The organism is Rhizobium sp. GW821-FHT14E12, assembly GCF_058803745.1.
This window is the reverse complement of record NZ_JBXAPH010000003.1, coordinates 435,700-455,900: the sequence shown is the minus strand read 5'-3', so window position 1 is coordinate 455,900 and position 20,201 is coordinate 435,700. Positions and strand designations below refer to the sequence as shown.

Sequence of the window (20,201 nt, the reverse complement as noted above, 5' to 3'; positions counted from 1 at the left end):
GTCAGGCTCCTCTTCAATCAATCTATGGTTTTCACGAGGAAGCGCATGCGCTCTTCCTGGGTCACGACGGGTTTCTGGCGCTCCTCCTCGTCGGTGACGACGGGGATCGCGGCGATCAGCGCGCGGGTGTAGGGATGGTTCGGCTCGGCAAAGACCTCGGGCGTCGGCCCCTCTTCCACGATCTCGCCACGCAGCATGATGGCAATGCGCGAGCAGAAATTCCGCATCAGCGAAAGGTCGTGCGAGATCATCAGGTAGGTGAGACCGAGATCCCGGCGCAATTGCAGGAGCAGCTCGATCACCGTCTTCTGCACCGAGACATCGAGGGCGGCCGTGGGCTCGTCCAGGATCAGGATCTTCGGCTCGGCCGCAAGCGCACGAGCAATGGCCACGCGCTGCTTCTGGCCACCCGAAAGTTCGTGTGGATATTTGGCCAGATAGGATTGCGGCAGACGGACGAGATCCATCAGTTCGCTCATTCGCGCCTCGCGCGTCGGCCCATCCATGCCGATGGATTTCAGCGGCAGGGCCAGCGTTTGCTTCACCGTGCGCTTCGGGTTCAGGGAGGTGCCGGGGTTCTGGTAGACGATCTGGGTCAGCCGCTTGCCATGCCCCGGCGCGGGGGCATCGATGGTAACGCTCCCCGAGGTCTGGCGCGACAGGCCCATGATGATGCGAGCCACCGAGGTTTTGCCCGAACCGGACTCGCCGGCAAGCCCGAAAATTTCGCCCTCGCGCAGCGTCAGGTTCACATCACGGACGGCATGGAAACCGGGCCGCCTGCCATAGACCTTGTTCAACGCCTCGACCTTGACGATGGGAGCACGATCGCTTTGCGGCAGGTCGGTGACACGCCGGCCGTAGAGCGGCGGCACCGCCTCGAGAAGCGCCTTGGTATAGGGCTCCCTCGGGCTATGCAGTATCTCGGTGCAAGGACCGGCCTCGACGATATCGCCATGATGCATCACCACGACCCGATCCGCGACCTTGCGCACGACGCCGAGATTGTGGGTGATCATCAGGAGAGCCATGTTCTCCTCGACGACCAGCTGGTTGATAAGGTTCAGGATCTCGTCCTGCGTGGTCACGTCGAGTGCCGTGCCGGGTTCGTCGGCGATCAAGAGCTTCGGCTGATGCAGCAACGCGAGCCCGATCAGCACGCGCTGACGCATGCCGCCCGACAATTCCGACGGATAGGCATTCATCACGCGCTCGCCATCGGCAAGCTGAACCCGACGCAGCACCGCCGCGATGCGGCGGCGGCGATCCGCCTTGGACGAAACCACGCCATCGCGCTTGTCGGCAAAACGCATGACGTCATCGAGATGCGTGCCGATCTTGAAGACGGGATTGAAGGACGAAAGCGGGTCCTGCATGATCAGCGAGAAGGCCGTGCCCTTCAGCGCCTCGCGCTCGGATCGCGGCATGGTGAGTACGTTACGCCCCGCAATCGCGATCGTGCCCGAGCTAATCGTCGCATTTTTCGGCAAGGTGCCGATGATCGCCTTTGCTGTTACCGATTTGCCCGATCCGGTTTCGCCGATCAGCGCGACACGCTCTCCGGCGGCGACAGTGAAGCCCACATCGCGCAGAACCTGCCGGGTACGGCCGTAGGTGGTGAAAGAGACATTGAGGGCCTCGACCTTCAGAAGCGGTTCGGTCATGGCTCAGCTCTCCACATCGAACATGTCGCGCAGGCCGTCGCCGAGAAGATTGAATCCGAGCGTCACATAGAAGACGGCAGCACCCGGGCAGAGCACCTCCCACCAGTAATCGGGCATGAACTGCCGCCCGTCGGCGACCATGGAGCCAAGGTCGGGTGTCGGTGGCTTGACGCCGAAACCGAGGAAGCTGAGCGTCGCGCCGAACAGGATCACGAAGGCCGCATCCAGCGTCGTCTTCACCGAGATCACCGCGACGCAATTCGGCAGGATCTCACGAAACAGGATGTGCATCGGACCGGCGCCGGCAAGTCGGGCGGCTTCGATGAAGTCCTCGGACGCGATCGATTTGGAGACCGAATAGATCAGCCGCGCGTGCCACGTCCACCACAGAAGCGTGATTGCGATCATCGCGTTCATCAGCGTCGGCTCGAGCAGGTTGGACACTGCAAGCGCCATCACAAGAGGCGGCATCGCCAGCATCACATTTGTCAGTCCGGTGATGGCCTTCTCGACCCAGCCGCCGAAATAGCCCGCGACCAGGCCGAGCACCGTGCCCACCGGCACCGAAATGCCAAGCACACCGATCACAAGAAGAAGCGAGACACGCAGGCCAAACACCGTCCGCGAGAAGATATCGCGGCCCGCCTTGTCCGTGCCGAACCAATGCGTCAGGTCCGGCGGCATGTGTCGCGCACGGAAATCGACGACCGCACCCACATGCTTCGGATAGGGCGTCAGCCACGGCGCGAAAACCGCCAGTATGACGACCGAGATCAGCATCAAGGTGCCGATCACCGCAGCCGGATTGCGGCTGAAGCGATACCACATCATATAACCGTCGCTCAGTCCCCGATCGGAAGCGTCGAGCATATTCATATCGGCCATCAGCGTGCCTCCTTGCGGCGCAGACGCGGGTCAATGATCGAGATCAGGACGTCCACGATCAGGTTCGCAACGATGAAAAACAGCCCGGCCACCAACACCACGGCGGTGATGGCATTGAGATCCTTCTGGAGGATCGCGGTCAGCCCGTAGGAAGCGAAACCACCCCAGGCGAAAACCATTTCGATAACGAAGGCATTGCCGATCAGCGATGCGAATTCGAGGCCCATGATCGTCAGCGGCGCAATGGAGGAGAGCTTGAGCAAATAGCGAAAGATGATGACGCGCTCCGGCACGCCGAAACTTTGCAGTGTCAGGACATGATCCTTGCGCTGGTTCTCGATCATCGAGGATCGGGTGATCCGGGTGATCTGCCCGATACCCGCCATGGAGAGCGCGAAGGCCGGCAGCGCCAGATGCTGCAGCGCGTTCAGCATGACGTCGAAACGTCCCGCCAGCAGCCCGTCAAGCAACAGGAAACCCGTAGGACCGCCTTGCCAGTTCAACGCATGATCGATCCTGCCGATGATCGGCCAACCGGAAAGGTAACGCGCCGCCAGCAATTGCAGGCTGATCGCAAATAGAAAGCTTGGAATCGTCACACCGGTCAGGGACAGGACCCGCCCGATATGATCCCAGGCGCGATCGCGGTAATGCGCGGTGATGACGCCCAGCGGAATGGCGACCACAAACATGAAGATCACGGAGACGAGCACCAGCTCCACGGTTGCGGGAACAGTCTGGGCGAGGTCGGTCGTGACCGGTCGCTGCGAAACGAGTGACATTCCGAGATCGCCATGCAGGGCATTGCGCACATAGTCGAGATATTGCAGCACCATCGGCTGATCGAGACCCATCCGAAGACGCAGCGTATCGACCTGTTCCTGCGTCGCCGCCGGGCCGAGCGCCATGCGCGCGGGATCGCCAGGCACGACACGCGCCAGCAGAAAGATCATGATGGACAGGGCGATCATGACCAGCACGAACGTGCCGATCCGGGTGAGGATCGCGACCAACGGATGTTGCTGCATCGCTAGGGGTGCCTTGTTGACCAGCTGCGTAGGGACACAAGCATTTCCCTCAACGCCTCCGCAGGCAATCTCATAAAGGTATAGTTTTTTAGCAGTATGGTATAGGTTTTCGTGCGACCGTGATCTATCGAACCATCATGAGCCTGTTTCTGCCGCGCCCTCATCTCTGCCGCCGTATTGCCGATGAAACCGCGGGCGTGATTTTTCTGCGCGCCCCCGCCGGTGCTGGAAAAACCGTCCTGTTGCGCATGGTTGCCGAGGAGCTGGGCAAGCACGTCTGCACATTGCAGCAGCCCCGGCTGGATGACGTCGAGGACGGATGGCTTTTCTGGGACGTGCCGGTCTCCGCGAGATCGGCACGGCTTTCTGCCCAGGTTCTGGACGCCGCCCAATCCGTCGTGATCGCATGTCGTCCGGATCAGCGCATCAGTGGATTGGCGCGGCAGATCCTCTACCGTCGCTCCGCCACATTCGGTGCGATCAACATGACTTTGACCGAGGACGAACTGCGCGCGCTGCCCTCCGAGCAGGCAAGCCTCATGCGCGACGGATATGCGGGGTGGCCAGCCTTTCTCCCCCTGGCATCCGCCTCGAATGAAAGACTGTGTATCGACTATCTGCGAGAAACCTTTCTCGGCCATCTGTCGCCCGGGCAGACGACCGCCTTATCGATCTGGCTCGAGGCCCCCTTGCCCGCACCAATTGGAGACTTGACGGAGATACTGCCGCCGTTTCTGACGGCGGCTCCGGAAAGGCATCCGGACCTTTTGCGGCTTCTTACCATCGCCGTGCGCGAACGCCTGGCGACATTCGAGACCGAGGGAGCGGTGATAGAAGTCGCGTCGACATACGAGCGGGCGGGACGATCGCTTGCGGCCATGGCGCTCCTCATCGACCACGGACATGAGGCCCATGCGGCACAGATCCTCGAACGCGCCCAGGGCAGGGACCTGATCTATCGCAGCAGCCTGAACAGGTTTCAGGACATTGTCCTGCGCTTCTCACAGGAGATGATCGCGACCAACGAAACGGTGCTCTTCGCCGTCACCCGCACGCTTCTGAAACAGGGCGAATTGCAGCGCGTGCGCCATCTTCTCGGCCGGCATCTCGGCTCTGATTATATGGACCCCTTGAAGGTTCTGGCGCGCGGATCGCGATTTTCCTTCGCCGCCCGGACCTTCAGGCTCAATCTGATGATTGCCGAGGACCTGACGCCGAGCGACGCAATGATCACCCGTCTTGGTGAATTCATGGCGGATTATCCGATGGGAGACCACGGCAAATGGGCGGCGTATTACAATGCGCTTCTCGAGTTCGAGATCCGCCGCCGCAACTTCCGCGAGGCGGAGGCCGCGGCCGCCCGCGCCCTGATCTATCTGCGCCTGATGAGCGGACAGCCGCTGCTCGAATTCTTCATTCATCTGCATCAGATCGTGCTGCGCCTGATGAGCGGCGACGCATTGTTCGCCAGGCAAGCTGCACGGGAAGCGCGAAGCAAGCTGGAACAGGTTCCACATGAAGCGGAAGCGGAATTCCGCATGCTGCGCTTGGCGGAAGCCTGCGTCGCCTATGAAGCAGGGCGCCCGCGCGATCTCTTGGATTTTGTCCAAACGGAATTCGAACAGTTTGCCGCCGCGGAGATCTGGCCGAGCCTGATGCAGTTTGCACTTCACTACGCCTCGCAGGTTCTCGCCGATCACTTCCCGATGGCGATCCGGCCCGGCTTTCTGGACGGGCTATGGATCCATCTGTCGGAGGGGCTGCAGTTTCACGCGATGATGGAGATCCGTACCGCCATCGCCTATCAGAACGTCAATCGCTGGGGCGATGCGGCCGCCACGCTTTCGGCCGTACGCATGCGGATCGGACGCAACTGGGTCGAAAGCGCGACCGAGGAACTGACACGCCTGAGCCGGCGCGATGAGATTTCCTATGCCATGGCGTGGTTGCGCGACGCCGTGCGCCTCTCGACGCCTCGCGCCTATCTCTCGCGCCAGATCGATGCCCTTATTGCCAACCCGCAGGTTACGAACCGGGAAAAAGTGGCGCTGCAGCTGTGGCGGAGCTACGCCGCCCATCAGCGCCGCGACAATGCTGCGGCGCGGGCGCATATCCTGTCCGCGCTCGAAAGCGCGACCCGGCTTGGATGCAACGGCGTATTGTCCGAGGAGCGGATCTTCCTGGCGCCTCTTTTGAAAAACCGGCGCATCCGAAGCTTCATCGAAACCTCCTCCGATGTCCGAACCGCGCTTTCCATCTTCTCTGCCTCGGTGAATTCACCACAGGCCCGCGCATTGCAAGGCGGCCTGTCGCAGCGCGAAGCACAGATGCTGCAACTGATCGCCGGCGGACTGTCGAACAAACGCATCGCCCAAACGCTCAACATTTCCGAGGTGACGGTGAAATTCCATCTCGGAAATCTATTTCGGAAACTTGGCTGTAACCGCAGGGCTGAAGCGCTTCGCGCAGCGACCGCTCTTGGCTGGCTTTAAGGTTCCTGGCTATCCGCCGATCACCGCGCGGTATATCCGCCGTCAACCATCAGAATCTGACCGGTGACAAATGAGCTTGCGGAACTGGAGAGATAGACGATCGCATCCGCTATCTCCTCGGGCTCGGCCCATCGCCCAAGCGGATGCGCCGATTTGATATCCGCTTCACCGGCGGCGGGATCTTCCAGACCTTGCAGATATTTCGTCAGGAACGGGGTGTTGATCGAACCCGGACCGACGGCATTGATCCTGATGCCGGCAGACGCATAATCGACGGCCATTTGTCGAACTAGCTGCAACAGAGCGCCCTTGCTGGCGCAATAGGCTGCCTGCGAGGGAAGCCCGACAACGCTGGAAATAGATCCGGTCGCGACGATCGTCCCGGCGCGACGTTCCATCATCGATGGCAGGGCTCGCTTGGCCATCAGAAAGAAGGACTTGGCGTTTGCATTCATGACGCTATCCCACTCGTCCTCGGAGGTTTCGTGGACGGACTTTGAAATGATGAAGCCTGCATTGCTGACAAGGCCGTCGACGGGTCCCAATTTGCTTTCCGCAAATTCATAAATGGCGTTCACATGATCCGATTTCGTGACATCGCCAACGATCGAAACCACCTTGCCCGCGCCGCTTGCGGCGAGTTCCAGAACGCTGGGCGTCAGATCCGTTGCACAGACGCGCGCGCCCATAGCCGTAAGCTTGCCAACTACTGAGCGGCCCACACCGCCGGCAGCGCCCGAGACGATGATTGTCCTACCAGCGAGATCCAATGACATGATGCCTCCATTCCCAACTTTAATGCCTGTGCTTTGCCACGGCCAGTCGCCGCGGATCGAGGTCATTTATTGCAGATCATCTACAATTTATCAATGCCGCTCTCGTTGCCTCGGGCAATTTGACAATCGAAAAATGACGATTGACAGATTGTAGATAATCCGCAATCATTCAGTCATCGAATTGGAGATGGCTTTGATGAGCGACCAGCACGAAGAGAATTTCCGGCAATCCATGCGGCGCCTCGCTGCCACGGTCTGCGTTATTTCATGCCGGCACGAAGGCGTTCGTTTTGGCATTACGGTGACGTCGGTCACCTCGCTGTGCTTCAAGCCGCTGTCGATCCTGGCGTGCATCAACAACGGCACGTCGATCATCAATCCGCTGCTTGCGGAGGGCCGGTATTGCATCAACGTCTTGCAAAAATCACAGGTCGAAATCTCGAAGCGCTTCAGCGGCGGCGTGCCGCCAAGCGAACGGTTTCTGGTCGGCGGCTGGGCGGAAGATGCCCAGGGCATTCCCTATCTGCCGGATGCCCAGGCCAATCTCTTTTGTGAGGTCGATCAGACCGTTGCCTATTCCACCCATCAAATCGTGATCGGGCGCGCCATCGCCGCAGGTTTTGCGGAGCGCGTCGATCCGTTGATTTACCAAAACGGCGGTTACGTGGCTTGCGCGCCATTGCTGCTGAATGACGCCGCTTAGGCGCTACCGATAGCCAGGAGAATTGTAATGCAGCTCGGTCTGTTCAACTTGATGACGTTGCGGGATCATCCCGATGGCGCACTCGGCGTCATGCGCGACACCAGAAAAATGGTCGAAACCGCCGAAGAGCTCGATTTCGACATCGCCTGGTTCGCCGAACATCATTTCGCAAACTATTCGAGCTCCCCCTCGCCCTTGATGATGTGTTCCTACGCCGCGGGCTGGACAAAGAAGATCAAGCTCGGGCCTGGCGTCATCGTTCTTCCGCTCTACAACCCGCTCAGGGTTGCCCAGGAGATCGCCGTCGCGGATACGCAATCGGGCGGGCGCCTGGTGATCGGCATGGGAACCGGATACCAGCAATACGAGTTCGATCGCTATAACGTCGTCCTTGACGATAAGGTCGATATTTTCCTCGAATATTGGGACATTATCGAGCAGGCCCTCGTCAACGGAACGGTGGAATATAACGGCAAATTCATCTCGGTTCCAAAGACATCCTTTGCGATCAAGACCGAACAAAAGCCGTTGCCGCAGATCTTCGTGACATCTTCCCATCCGAAGCTTCTCAGCCGCTTCAAGAAATGGGGCGCCACCCCTTTCATCGCCGCAAGCACGCTTGGATCGCCGGCCCTCTACAAGATGGGCGATGGGTTGAACAAGGCCTGGGAATCGATCGGGGACGATCCCGCGACAAAGCCGCTTGCCATCATGCAGTATGTCAACATCACCGACAGCCGCGCCGAGGCGCTGGAGGCCGGCGAGCGTGCCCGTTACGTCGGGCGTATGGCACATTTTCTGCGCCAGCCGGAGCTGCCGTTGGATCAGGCCGGATTTATCCGCAACGAACCCTATCCCGGCGAATTCACGCTTGAGCAATATGCCGACAACATGGTCGTCGGTGATCCGCACATGGTCGCCGAAAAGATCGTCGACAATATCAAGCGCCTCAATCCGTCCAATTACACCTGCAACTTCTCCTTTGGCTGCATGCCGTTGGAACGGGCGCAAAAGTCGATCTACCGCTTCAAGAAGGAAGTTCTTCCGCTGGTCGAGCAAGCGGTCGGCCCGATCGCGAATATCGGTGCTCAAGAGATAGCCCAACGCAAAGCCGGTTGAGCTCGGGGGAAATCGGCCCTCAAAGGGAGTGGGCCGGAGGCTTATAAAAGTCGAAAACTAAGCAGCTAATATACAATATCAAAAAGGGGAATGACATGAAGAACACCATACTCAAGACTGCAATGATCGCTACGGCTTTCAGCCTGACGCTGTCGGCGCATTCCTACGCACAATCCGCGCTCGACACGATTGTTCAGAGCAAGAAACTGCGCTGCGGCATCATGTTGGACAGCCCGCCCGCCGGCTTTCGCAACACGAATAACGAGCCGGAGGGCTTCGACGTGGTCTATTGCAAGGACATGGCTGCCGCCCTCGGAGCGGAGCCTGAGATCGTCGAAACTCCCTCGCCGGACCGCATTCCAGCGCTGGTATCCAACCGTATCGACGTGCTGATCGCATCGACGACGCCAACGCCAAAGCGCGCGCTGACCGTCGCCTTCACGCAGCCTTACATGAACAACACGATGGGCGTGGTCACGCGCAAGGACACGGGCATCAAGACCTATGCGGATCTGAGCAGCAAGAAGCTTGGCGGTGTTGTGGGCAGCACGCCTGAGCAGTTGCTGAATAAAGAGCTTGCAAATGGCTGGAAGGATAAGGGCGCCACCTACACCGGCTATTCGACCGATGCCGAAGCCTATCTTGCCTTGCAACAGGGCAAGATCGACGCCATCCTCGTCTCCTTCGGTGTCTTCAACGCTCTTGCGCAGAGCGGGCAGTTCCCCGAGTTCGTCATCGCCGGAGAAGCGCCGCTTTCCGACATGGTCTCCATCGCTGTGCGCCGCGATGACCAGCAGATGCTGAACTGGGCTAAAATGTTCGTCTGGCAGCAGAGCGTCAGCGGCCGCTTCGCTGAAGTGTACAAGCAGTATTTCGGCAATGGGCCAGTGCCGTCGCTGCATGCTGACGGCATCGATTTCTAGTTCAACCGAACCTCCATTGGCAGGCGACCCCTGCCAATGGATATTGGGACACCGCCATGCTTGGTTATCAATTCTACTGGTCCATCGTTTGGGATGCTTTGCCGCAGCTCCTGGCCGGCGCCTGGGTGACCGTTCAGATCACCATACTGTCGTTTGTCATCGGAACGCTGATCGCGATGCCGATGGCGGTCGCGCGTCAAAGGGAAACGGGCCTCGGCTATCGACTAGCGACGGCCTGGGTTGAGCTCTCCCGCAACACGCCGGTGCTCTTCCAGGTCTTCATGATCTATTTCGGCCTCGGCGCGCTCGGCATCAACATATCGAGCTACATCTCGGTGCTGACGGCGATCTCGTTCAACAATGCCGGTTATCTGGCCGAGATTTTCCGGGGCGGTATCGCGGCGATACCGCGCCAGCAATTTTCCGCTGCCCGGTCCCTTGGAATGACCAGCTTCCAGAGCTTCATGCATGTCGTCTTCCCGCAGGTCTTCCAGGTCATTTTCCTTGCCTTCGTCACCCAGGGTATCTGGGGAATGCTCAATACGTCGCTCGGCATGCTCGTTGGCTTGAGAGAGCTGGCGGGGGCGGCCCAATATGCGCAATCCGTGTCGTTCCGCACGTTCGAATTCTTCATCGTGACGGCCGGATTTTACTACGTCATCGCAAAGGCCCTGCAGCTTTCGGCGCATCTCGTTTTCAAGCTCATGTACGGGAGGACCTGATGCAGTTTCAATTTGCAAATCAGGGCTTGCATTGGTCCGACGCCTACTTCCTGCTGCTGGGAGCGATCAACACCATCAAGATCGCCATTGCGGCGGGCCTGCTCGGCACAGTCCTCGGCATCGTCCTTGGATGGTTGCGGTCGATCTCGCTCGTCATCCGCCTGCTGACGACGCCGATCATCGACATTCTTCGCAGCGTGCCGATGATCATTCAGCTGATCCTGGCCAACAGCATCCTGTCGCTCATGGGCTTCAGCGCCTCGCCATTCTGGTTCGGCACCGTCGCGCTCGGCGCCTGGATGGCAGCCGTGACAGCCGAAGTCGCTCGCGACGCCCTGCGGTCCGTGCCATTTCAATACCGCCGGGGTGCTCGTTCCCTGGGGATGAACTACTTCCAGGAACTCTTCCACATCTCGGCGCCCCTCGGCTTTCGTGCCGGGCTTCCATCCTGGATCGGCCTGGTCCTGAGCCTGATCAAGGATAGCTCGCTGGCAGGCGTTATCGGCTATCTGGAATTCACCCGCACCGCCCAGATGCTCATGACTCGAACCCACGAAACCTGGCTCATGCTGCTGGGGACCGGGCTATTTTACTTCCTCATTTGCTATCCGGTTTCCAAGTACAGCCGCCAACTTGAAAGAAGGGTCCTCGTATGATCGAGATCAAAAACGTCCGCAAGATCTTCGGTCCGTTGACGGTTCTCAAGGGCATCAACCTGACGGTCGAAAAGGGTGAGCTTCTTTGCCTGATCGGCGCAAGCGGCTCCGGGAAATCGACACTCCTGCAATGCATCAACGGCTTGGAACCGATCCAGGGCGGTGAGATCATTGTCGACGGCATCAGCGTCCATGACCCGAAGACCAACATCAACACCCTGCGCCGGAAACTCGGCATCGTCTTTCAACAGTACAATGCCTTTCCGCATCTGACCGCCCTGGAAAACGTGGCGCTGGCGCCGCGCGTGGTCGCAAAGCGCAGCCGCTCGGAGGCGCGAAAACTTGCCCAGAAGCATCTAGACCATGTCGGGCTCGGGGATAAAGCCAATGCGCTGCCGTCAAGGCTCTCGGGCGGCCAGCAGCAGCGTCTGGCCATCGCAAGGGCACTAGCGATGGAGCCGTCCTACATGCTGTTTGACGAAGTCACCTCGGCTCTCGATCCGGAACTCGTTGGTGAGGTCCTTGAAACCATGCGATTGCTGAAGTCGGAGGGGATGACCATGGTCGTTGTCACCCACGATATCGGCTTCGCGCGAGAATCCGCGGACCGGGTCGCCTTTCTGCATCAAGGCGAGGTTTGCGAACTCGGGACGGCGGCCGAAGTGATCGACAATCCCTCCCAGGAACAGACCCAACGCTTCCTGCGGCGCGAGAACCGCGCCCCCACTGACTGCGGCCGCAGGATATCGGCGGCTTGAGCACTTTCACGCAACGCAACGTTAGACTTTGATCGGATTTGCACGATGATTTCATTTGACCTTAAAGGCCGTACCGCGCTCGTAACGGGCGGCGCATCCGGGATCGGCTTTGAGACCGCACGGATACTGAGCAGAAGCGGCGCCCGCGTGGCGATCAACTACCTTCCGGACGACCCCCGCGGGGAAGAAGCCCTCGCAACGTTGCGCAAGGAAGGCTATGATCCCGTTGCCGCTCCGGGCGATGTTGGCGATGCCGACAAGGCCGAGGCGATGGTCAAGAAAGCGATCAGCGATCTCGGGCACCTCGATCTGCTCGTCAACAATGCAGGCACCCCTGGCGTCAAGCTTCCCGTGCCGATCCAGGATCTCGAGTCGATCACCGAGGAGCTGTGGGCCAACCTGTTGAACGTCAATCTGATGAGCGTCTTTCGCTGCTCCAAGGCTGCCGCATCTGCCTTGAAGGAAAGCAAGGGCGCTATTGTCAACACCGCCTCGATCGCCGGCTTCGGTTCGGTGGCAAGCACCATCGCCTATAGCGGATCCAAGGCCGCCGTTATCAATCTGACGAAGAATCTGGCGCGGTCGCTCGCCCCGGATGTGCGCGTCAACGCCGTGGCACCCGGCTCGGTGGACAGTTCCTGGGCGATCGAATGGTCGAAGGAGCGGCATGACGGCACGATCGCGGCAACGCCGCTGAAGAAGCTCTGCACCCCGGATGAGGTCGCGGAAGTGATCGTCTATCTCGGTTTCGCGGGCCGAATGATAACCGGCCATACCGTCGTGATCGACGGCGGAATCTCCATCTAGCTTTCTATAGGGCCTGCCGCAGGCCCGCCAACACCTTCAGCCCCTAAACAGCACATTTCCGCACCGGGAACCGCCAGCAATGCTGCGCGCTCCCGGCTCGGATGTGCTCACCCCTATCCAAGGAAGAAACATGGTCAGCGAAATCGTCAAAGTGAAATCGGGTAGCATTCTCGAGGACAAGGAGGGCTATTCGCGGATCGTCGCGCTCGACAATTGGATTTTCATGTCGCTCACAGCCGGGCGGGACTACAAGACCCGAGCCATGCCTGACACTGCCGTCGAACAGGCGAGGCAAGCTATGAAGAATGTCGAAGGCGCGCTGGCGTCGGTTGGCGCCAGTCTTGCGGACATCGTCCGCCGGCGGATCTTCATTCCACGCCAGGAAGATGTTGCAGACGTCATGGCCTTCATGGGTGAAAAATTCAAAGGCATCGATCCGGCAAGCTGCGTGAGCTGCGGTCCTCTCGGCGGACCTGAATATCTGTTCGAGATCGAAATCACCGCATATAGAGGCGCCGGAAACCTCCCCCAGAAGCACCTTGTCATTTCGCTCTGACGTGGTTTCGAAACACCGGGATTGCGTTTGTATATAATCGACAAGTTGCCGACGTTATAATACATAGCCTCATGACAATGAGGAGAGCGAATCTTGGCTAAATCGGACAGTTCTGCGAACGTGCTGGCGGCGATGACCATCATGGAAAGTGCGGAGTTCGCCGCAGAACAGATCAGAAAAGCAATCATCGCCGGGGCCTTGAAGCCCGGCGATCGTCTGGTCGAGCAGCAGCTTACCGATATGATCAACGTGTCGCGTCATCCGGTCAGGGAGGCCCTACGGCTGCTTGCTCGCGAGGGCTTTGTCGAGCTTCGGCGAAATCGCGGCGCGGTGGTCAGCGCCTTGGATGCCGCCAGCGTCGTCGAGGTTTACGATATCCGGATGGCCCTTGGAAAAATCGCCCTCACCTATCTCCTGTCGGAAGAAGGACGCCTGCAGCCAGCTGACCTTAAGCGGATCGAGAAGCTGGCTAACAATGCCGTCAAATTCGCCGACCTGAAGGATCAGTCCGATACCGTCAGCAACGACCTGGAGTTTCAACAGGCGATTATCGACGCGACGGGATTGCAACGCACCATTCGCTATTTTTCCGAGCTGACCGGCGATGTGCGGCGCTTCAACAATTTACTTGGTATCGTTTACACAGACCGCCGCGGCGATGCCGAAAAATACGTCGTCTCGCTTTATGAGGCAATCAGGGATCGCAACCTTCCTCTGGCCGAGAGCGTCTGGGACGCGAAATTCAGAAAGGCGATGGAGCGCTACCTTTCGCTTATCACCAACAGTCCGTCGGATGGCGTCAGCAAGCAGGCTTAACCTTCAGCGGGCTTCATCAACCAGTGCGCAAGGTGTGCGTCTGGGAATCAGGCACTGGTGGTGATCACAGCTTCCCATTGCGGGATGGCGCGACCTCAATAAATGTGGTTGCCGGCGCAGGGACAATCACGCAGGCCCCATTTTGCCGCCCAGGACGGATGTTAGAGTTCAGTCGTGAACAACTCGATTGGATCCTCGAATCCTCTGAGTTGGTGGGAGCCGACCGTCCGGATTTTCTCGGCCCCGATCCTGTGACAAAACGAACCTGACATGAGAACTGACGTCCCAAGCGCGGCGCATGTGCTCTGGATCTGGGTGAGGAGGTTCACGTCGGAACCGATGAAAGCAAGATCCAGACGGTCACCGGAGCCTACATTGCCATAGCTGACCCCACCATAGTGGAGCGCAATACTTGCTTCGATATCGGCGCCATCGAATTCGAAATGTCTGAGATCGTCCCGGATCGCATTCGCTGCGGCAAATGCCGAATTGCTGGCGACCTCGGCATCGGAGCTGGGAAAGAATGCCAGCACCGCATCGCCCATGGATTTAAGCAGCTTCCCGCCTCGATGCGTGATGGCCGGCACCGCGATCTCGAAATATGCGCTCAGCAACTCCAATGCGCGATCCCCCGGCAATCTATTCGAGAGTTCCGTGAAGTTGCGGAGGCTACAAAGCAAAAGGGCTGCCTCCATGGTTTCGACCTCGCCTTGCCGAATACGCCCGGCAAGAATGCGCTGCACGGTCATCGGGCCGATGTAAGTGTCGAGGAGACTGAGGTCCGCCTGGCGCATGACACGGAGTTCGCAGGTGTTGCGCAGAGCTGGAAGAATCCGCTCGATGACCCCGATGTCCGGCAGCGTAAAGCCGCCTGGACGCCGCGTGCCGAAGATGACGGCGCTGACAGGCCCGTCAACATTGCAGAGCGGGGCGACAAGGAGCTGCGCAAGACCTCGGCCGGCATAGACATCCATCCCCTGCCAGAGCCAATTCTGCTCGTCCATTCCCACAATCATTGGCTCTCGGGAGCTCATCAATTTGCGCAGCGGGCTGCCGGCGAAGCTGAGACCGGCGCTGTGTTCGTCCTCGTGTATCTCGACAGGTTCGCCAGGCGCCCAGGCCACGATGCGCCCAGGAAACTCCGGATGGAGCGTCATCAGATGCAGTGTCAGCCTGTCGATCGGGAGGCCGATCCTCTGCAGCCGTCGGCCAAGCCCTGCAATCAGACCGGCCTCGTCGATGGCGTGACATTCGTCGCCCGACAGCCATTCCAGCACGGAAAGCAGGGAGTTCGGATCGACGCTGCGACGGCGAATGGTCCGTGGACCGACGGAGACCGGATCTTTGAGCAAGGTGTTCATGGCTTTGCCTTTCGGGATCTGGAAAACACGGGGGTATTCAGTGGGCTCCTCCGCCCGACAACTGACCGGGCTTCTTGAAAAACAGCGTCGCAACAAGAGCGACAACCAGCGCCGCGCCCAGCAGGAAAAACGTGTCGCTGAAGGCCATGATGTTGGCCTGCTTTCGCAGACCCGAGGCGACGGCGACAACAGCCTTGTGCGTGGCGGTAGCCTGATCGCTGACGCCATGGCTCATGAAATACGCCGTCAGCTTGGCGATGCGCTCACGGGTGGCTTCCTCGAACATGGAGACCGAACTGGTCAGGATGTTCGAATGGAACTGTTCGCGCTTCGACAAGAAGGTCTGCAACGAGGCGATGCCGACAGCGCCGCCGAGGTTTCGCATCATGTTGAACAGCGCTGAAGCGGAACCGGCATTTTCCTGCTCTATGCCCGCGGTCGCGATAGCCGAAAGCGGCGTGAAGACGAGGGCCTGTCCGATGGCACGAACGACGTTGGGCCAGAAAAGCTGGTCATTTGCGTAGTCCCCGGTCATGTGGACGTTCATAAAGTTCGAGGCGGCAAAGAGGGCAAAACCGACGACGATCAGCAGGCGGATGTCGAAGCGCTTCATCATCTGCGGAACCAGCGGGATTAAGAGAAGCTGAGGGATGCCTGTCCAGGCCAGCACCATGCCGATCTGCTCGGAATTATAGCCCTGGATGCGGGAGAGGTAGATCGGCAGAATGAAGGCGGAGCCGTAGAGCGCGATGCCGAGCAGGATATTGGCGACGATGCCGAAGCCGAAGTTTCGGCGCACCAGCAGGCGCAGGTTCAAAAGCGGATGCGCGGTCTTCAGCTCAATGATCAGGAAGAGCGTCAGCGACACCACGGCGATGACCGACAGGCGGACAATGAAGTTCGATCCGAACCAGTCGTCCTTGTTGCCTTCCTCGAGCACGGTCTGAAGCGCTGCGAGACCCACCGACATGGTGACGATACCGGGCCAGTCTCCCTTCGCGAGCAGGCCGAGGTTCATCGGCGCGCGGTCGAGCGAGGCCCAGAGCATGGCGACCATCAGGGAGCCCGGCACCAGATTGACGTAGAAGATATACTCCCATCCGAAATTCTCGGTGAGATAACCGCCGATAGTCGGGCCGATCGCGGGTGCAAAGGTGGCGGAGAGCGCGAACAGCGCCAGGCCGATCGGCTGCTTTGCCTTGGGAAGCAGCGTGATGATGATGGTGAAGGCCATTGGGATCAACACGCCGCCGGAAAAGCCCTGGATGGCGCGCAGAACGATCATCTGCTGCAGGTTCGCCGCGAATGCGCAGGCGATCGAGAAGATGAGGAACAGAATGGCGTTGACCAGCAGATAGTTGCGGACCGAGAAGACCCTGGCCAGCCATCCGCTGAGCGGAATGACGACGATTTCAGCGATGAGATAGGAGGTCGATATCCAGCCTCCGTCGTCCGTTCCGGCACCGATCGCGCCCTGGATGTCCGCAAGCGAGGCATTGACGATCTGGATGTTGAGCACCGCCATGAAAGCGCCGAGCGTGGAGCCGATGACGGCGCACCACATGCGAAGTGGGCTCATTGCCGGTTTGGCGGACGCGGACACCGCCACCGGACCGGGAGGCTGATTGCTGTTTGCTACGACCTGGAGCGTGGCCATGACTTATCTCCTTCCGGCTTTGCGGAAAACATTCTCATGCCAATGGTGGAGTGATGATTGGGAAAGAAACAGGATCCCTATTTCTGCAATGCGACGGCCCTCGTGTCGATCTCAGGTTCGACCGACATGCCGGACCGAAGCAGGCCAACCAGCCCCTCGTCGTCAATGACGATCTTCACGGGAATACGCTGCACGATCTTGGTGAAATTGCCCGTCGCATTGTCCGGGGGCAGCAGGGAGAATTCCAGGCCGCTCGCGGGCGATATGCTGTCGACATGCCCGTTGATCGTAACATCCGGGAAGCTGTCGATCTTGATGTCGACGGGCTGGCGCGGACGGACATTGGTAAGCTGCGTTTCCTTGAAATTCGCAACGACGTAAACGGCGTGGAGCGGCACGACCGCCATTAGCTGCGTTCCGGCGGTGACGAACTGGCCGACACGGATCGAGCGGGCGCCGACGGTTCCGTCCACAGCCGCAACGATGTCGGTATAGGAAAGGTTCAGTTCGGCCTGGTGGACGGCGGCATCGGCGTGGTCGCGCTGGGCGACAGCCTGATCACGCTCAGTCTGAAGGACTGGAACCTTGTTCTGGGCGGCAACGAAAGCGGCCTGGTCCCGTTCGACCGCTGCAACTGCCTGGTCGTTCAGGGACTGGGTTTGCTCGGCGCGGGACTGCGTGCCTGCACCATTCGCGATCAGCCTCGTGTTACGCACGGCCTCTGACTGAGCATATACCAGGGACGCGCGCGACGCATCGAGCGAGGCCTTCGCCTGGTCGATGACCGGCTGCTGCAATCGAATTTGCGCATCGATATTGGTGATTGCGGCCGCGGCTGCGTTCACGTCCGCTTTCGCCTGCGACAATGCAGCCTGGAAGTCACGATCGTCGATCCGGGCGAGGACCTGTCCTGCCTTGACCGTATCATTGTCGTTTACGAGGACTTCCTTGATATAGCCGGTTACCTTTGGGGCGATTGTGGTGTAGTCCGCCTTCACATAGGCGTCGTCCGTCGACTCCATGAAGCGACCGACGGTCCAGTAATGATATCCAAAGTTTGCGGCGTATGCGGCTCCCGCGAGAAGGGCCACGACGAGCACGCCGCGTTTGACGGCACTTCCAGCGGATGTCTTCGGGGCCTCGCCTGCAACTGCTTCCGTGGTGGCGGGCGCTGAGACTTCGGCGACTTTAGCTGTCTCTGCCTTGGCGCTTTCGAATGCTTCCTTGCGGGGGAGCTCAACCATCGTACTTCTCCTATGCTCCGCCCCGTTGATGATGCGGGGACATGATTGCGTTCTATGGACCGCATAAATGCCCCGCTGGCCGCCTTTTGATAATCCGCGTATATCGGTAAGGATCATACGCTGAGAGCGGATAATCAGGAGGTGTGCATGGATCGTCTGACAAGTCTTTCGGTCTTCGGAAAGGTGGTCGAACATGGTGGTTTCTCGGCGGCGGCACGCCGGCTCAACATGTCGGTGACCATGGTTGCCACCCATGTGCAGTCGCTTGAGGAAAGGCTCGGCGTACGCCTGCTCAATCGCACGACGCGCAAGGTGAGCCTGACGGAAACGGGCAAGTTCTATTACGACCGCTCGTCTCAGATACTGGCCGAACTCGAAGAGGCGGACCGGGCTGCGGGCGCGCTGACCACGATGCCCCGCGGCACGCTCAAGATCTATTCAAGCGCTGCGATTGTCCGCTTTCTGCTTCCCGTCATCGATGAATATCTCGAGCTCTACCCCTCGGTCTCCATGGATGTAGAAGTCGGCGAACGGACGATCGACATGATCGAGGATGGCCACGATCTCGTGATGCGGACCGTGCCCTCCCCGGATTCCAGCCTGATGGTTCGGAAGCTGACGTCGTGGCGGCACGTCCTCGTCTGCTCCCCGTCCTATCTTGAGGACCATGCCGAACCGAAGACGCCCGCCGATCTCGCCGCCCACAACTGTCTTCAATACAGCTACTATCCTTATGGCGACGAATGGCATTTCGAAACGGGCACCGGGGAGCCAGCAAACGTCAGAGTGCAAGGTAACGCCCGTTCCAACAGCGCCGAGACCTTGCGCCACCTCGCGGTCAACGGCCGTGCGGTCTGGCTCGCGCCAAGCTTCATTGTGTCCGAGGACCTGGCCGAGGGCCGGCTGATCCGGATGATGCCGGAGTTCCGCGGCGTGGAATTTGCCATCAATGCCATCTATCCCAACCGCAGCCATCTGCCGACGAAGGTGAGGCTTTTCATCGACTTGCTGGTCGAGCGCTTCGCCGAGCACCGCAAGTGGATGACCTGACAAAGTCGATGGACCGCAAGCGGACGCTAAGTCGCGGCCAGCTTGGCATGCAATGCCTCTTCAAAATCACGGACGATCGCCTTGATCAGGCGCTCCGTGATCCTGTCCTTCTGCCACAATGCGGTCATCTCGACCGGTGACGGCTCCCAATCGGGGAGGACCGGAACGAGCGCACCGGTTGCTATCGCATCCTCGATCATGAACTTGGGCAGATTGGCAATGCCAAGGCCGGCACAGGCCGCCTCGACAAGAATGGTCTGACGGTTTGCGGCAAAACCGATCCTGGGGCGCACGACTTCGCGTGCCCCTTGAGCATTTTTCAAATCCCATGCAATCAGATCGCGGCGGATCGCAAGCGCCGGCAGCATTTCCAGGTCCTGCGGGGTTCTCAGATCGGGGTGCATACCGAGGAAGGCCGGGCTGGCGACGAGCGTTCGCGGCAAGGCAGCGATCTTCCTGAACATCAGTTCGGAGTCGGCAACCGGTCCCATGCGAATGACGAGATCATATCCCTCTTCGATCAGCGAGACCCGGCGATCCGCAAGCGTCATCTCTATGACAACATCGGGATAGCGGGACTTGAAGTCGATCAGAGCCGGAGCGAGAACCGCGACCGCCATGTCGGGAGGGAGCGACAGGCGCACGGTGCCCGACAGTGCGACGCGTTCGTCCTGAACCTCGGCAACCGCTTGCTCCGCCAGCATGAACGCCGTTTGGCTTCGATCGAAGAGCTGCTGCCCCTGCTCGGTCAGAACCACCCCCTTCTTCGTCCGGCGCACAAGGCGGACATTCAAGCTCTCCTCCAGCGCCGACAGACGGCGCGAGAGCGTGGCTTTTGGAATGCCGGTCGCGCGTTCGGCCGAGGCCAGTCCGCCAGCCTGCGCAATGCGGATGAACAGCGCCAACCCATCAAAATCGCCGAATGTCTTCATGTTTCATTTATGGAACATAAGCACGACATAAATCAAGTCTCCCCGATGTATC

The 20,201-nt window shown here is 59.6% G+C and carries 19 protein-coding genes; 11 read left to right on the top strand and 8 right to left on the bottom strand.

From position 1 onward, the window contains the following. Positions 1-17: 17 nt before the first annotated feature. The 3 genes from AC1RO0_RS15435 to AC1RO0_RS15425 are packed head-to-tail and all read right to left on the bottom strand — an operon-like array spanning position 18 to position 3,577. Positions 18-1,664, bottom strand: coding sequence for an ATP-binding cassette domain-containing protein (locus tag AC1RO0_RS15435; protein ID WP_498593765.1), 1,647 nt, complete (start codon positions 1,662-1,664; stop codon positions 18-20). A gap of 3 nt (positions 1,665-1,667) precedes the next feature. Continuing rightward, entirely contained in the window at positions 1,668-2,549 is an 882-nt protein-coding gene (locus AC1RO0_RS15430; RefSeq protein ID WP_498593764.1) for an ABC transporter permease, read from the bottom strand. Next, the gene (locus AC1RO0_RS15425) at positions 2,549-3,577 is read right to left on the bottom strand and encodes an ABC transporter permease (RefSeq protein ID WP_498593763.1); all 1,029 of its coding nucleotides are present in this window, start codon (positions 3,575-3,577) and stop codon (positions 2,549-2,551) included. Before AC1RO0_RS15425 ends, AC1RO0_RS15430 begins: the two co-directional genes overlap by 1 nt. A gap of 137 nt (positions 3,578-3,714) precedes the next feature. Here AC1RO0_RS15425 and AC1RO0_RS15420 point away from each other — a divergent pair, with 137 nt between their 5' ends. Then, positions 3,715-6,069, top strand: a complete 2,355-nt coding sequence (locus AC1RO0_RS15420; RefSeq protein WP_498593762.1) for a helix-turn-helix transcriptional regulator — start codon at positions 3,715-3,717, stop codon at positions 6,067-6,069. 20 nt (positions 6,070-6,089) lie between these two features. Here the strand turns inward: AC1RO0_RS15420 and AC1RO0_RS15415 are convergent, their stop codons facing one another. After that, positions 6,090-6,845, bottom strand: coding sequence for an SDR family NAD(P)-dependent oxidoreductase (locus tag AC1RO0_RS15415; RefSeq protein ID WP_498593761.1), 756 nt, complete (start codon positions 6,843-6,845; stop codon positions 6,090-6,092). Positions 6,846-7,041: 196 nt separating this feature from the next. Here AC1RO0_RS15415 and AC1RO0_RS15410 point away from each other — a divergent pair, with 196 nt between their 5' ends. The 9 genes from AC1RO0_RS15410 to AC1RO0_RS15370 all read left to right on the top strand — a co-directional run bounded on the left by AC1RO0_RS15410 (position 7,042) and on the right by AC1RO0_RS15370 (position 13,905). Continuing rightward, the gene (locus AC1RO0_RS15410) at positions 7,042-7,548 is read left to right on the top strand and encodes a flavin reductase family protein (protein WP_498593760.1); all 507 of its coding nucleotides are present in this window, start codon (positions 7,042-7,044) and stop codon (positions 7,546-7,548) included. A 27-nt stretch (positions 7,549-7,575) separates the two neighbouring features. Then, entirely contained in the window at positions 7,576-8,667 is a 1,092-nt protein-coding gene (locus tag AC1RO0_RS15405; RefSeq protein WP_498593759.1) for an LLM class flavin-dependent oxidoreductase, read from the top strand. Positions 8,668-8,762: 95 nt separating this feature from the next. Further along, complete coding sequence (locus AC1RO0_RS15400; protein ID WP_498593758.1) at positions 8,763-9,590, top strand: ABC transporter substrate-binding protein; 828 nt, start codon at positions 8,763-8,765, stop codon at positions 9,588-9,590. A gap of 56 nt (positions 9,591-9,646) precedes the next feature. Next, a complete protein-coding gene (locus AC1RO0_RS15395) occupies positions 9,647-10,312 on the top strand; it encodes an amino acid ABC transporter permease (protein WP_498593757.1) in 666 nt (221 codons plus the stop codon). Continuing rightward, positions 10,312-10,968 (top strand): amino acid ABC transporter permease, encoded by a 657-nt coding sequence (locus AC1RO0_RS15390; protein WP_498593756.1) that lies wholly within the window; start codon positions 10,312-10,314, stop codon positions 10,966-10,968. The genes AC1RO0_RS15395 and AC1RO0_RS15390 overlap by 1 nt, the downstream gene beginning before the upstream one ends. Next, positions 10,965-11,726, top strand: a complete 762-nt coding sequence (locus tag AC1RO0_RS15385) for an amino acid ABC transporter ATP-binding protein (RefSeq protein WP_498593755.1) — start codon at positions 10,965-10,967, stop codon at positions 11,724-11,726. Before AC1RO0_RS15390 ends, AC1RO0_RS15385 begins: the two co-directional genes overlap by 4 nt. 45 nt (positions 11,727-11,771) lie before the next feature. Continuing rightward, positions 11,772-12,533, top strand: coding sequence for an SDR family NAD(P)-dependent oxidoreductase (locus AC1RO0_RS15380; RefSeq protein WP_498593754.1), 762 nt, complete (start codon positions 11,772-11,774; stop codon positions 12,531-12,533). A gap of 130 nt (positions 12,534-12,663) precedes the next feature. Then, positions 12,664-13,089, top strand: a complete 426-nt coding sequence (locus AC1RO0_RS15375; protein WP_498593753.1) for a RidA family protein — start codon at positions 12,664-12,666, stop codon at positions 13,087-13,089. 93 nt (positions 13,090-13,182) lie between these two features. Next, entirely contained in the window at positions 13,183-13,905 is a 723-nt protein-coding gene (locus AC1RO0_RS15370) for a GntR family transcriptional regulator (protein WP_498593752.1), read from the top strand. Between the two features lie 161 nt (positions 13,906-14,066). Here AC1RO0_RS15370 and AC1RO0_RS15365 read toward each other — a convergent pair whose 3' ends face one another. From AC1RO0_RS15365 to AC1RO0_RS15355, 3 genes are all read right to left on the bottom strand, one after another. After that, the gene (locus tag AC1RO0_RS15365; RefSeq protein ID WP_498593751.1) at positions 14,067-15,266 is read right to left on the bottom strand and encodes an adenylate/guanylate cyclase domain-containing protein; all 1,200 of its coding nucleotides are present in this window, start codon (positions 15,264-15,266) and stop codon (positions 14,067-14,069) included. Positions 15,267-15,303: 37 nt separating this feature from the next. After that, a complete protein-coding gene (locus tag AC1RO0_RS15360; RefSeq protein WP_498593750.1) occupies positions 15,304-16,923 on the bottom strand; it encodes an MDR family MFS transporter in 1,620 nt (539 codons plus the stop codon). 77 nt (positions 16,924-17,000) lie between these two features. Next, positions 17,001-18,167, bottom strand: coding sequence for an HlyD family secretion protein (locus AC1RO0_RS15355; protein ID WP_498593749.1), 1,167 nt, complete (start codon positions 18,165-18,167; stop codon positions 17,001-17,003). A gap of 147 nt (positions 18,168-18,314) precedes the next feature. On the opposite strand from AC1RO0_RS15355, the gene AC1RO0_RS15350 reads away from it, so the two are divergent. Next, positions 18,315-19,217 carry a LysR family transcriptional regulator gene (locus AC1RO0_RS15350; protein ID WP_498593748.1) on the top strand — a complete coding sequence of 301 codons (903 nt, stop codon included), beginning with the start codon at positions 18,315-18,317 and terminating at the stop codon, positions 19,215-19,217. A gap of 26 nt (positions 19,218-19,243) precedes the next feature. Here AC1RO0_RS15350 and AC1RO0_RS15345 read toward each other — a convergent pair whose 3' ends face one another. Continuing rightward, the gene (locus tag AC1RO0_RS15345; protein ID WP_498593747.1) at positions 19,244-20,149 is read right to left on the bottom strand and encodes a LysR family transcriptional regulator; all 906 of its coding nucleotides are present in this window, start codon (positions 20,147-20,149) and stop codon (positions 19,244-19,246) included. Between the last annotated feature and the right edge of the window lie 52 nt (positions 20,150-20,201).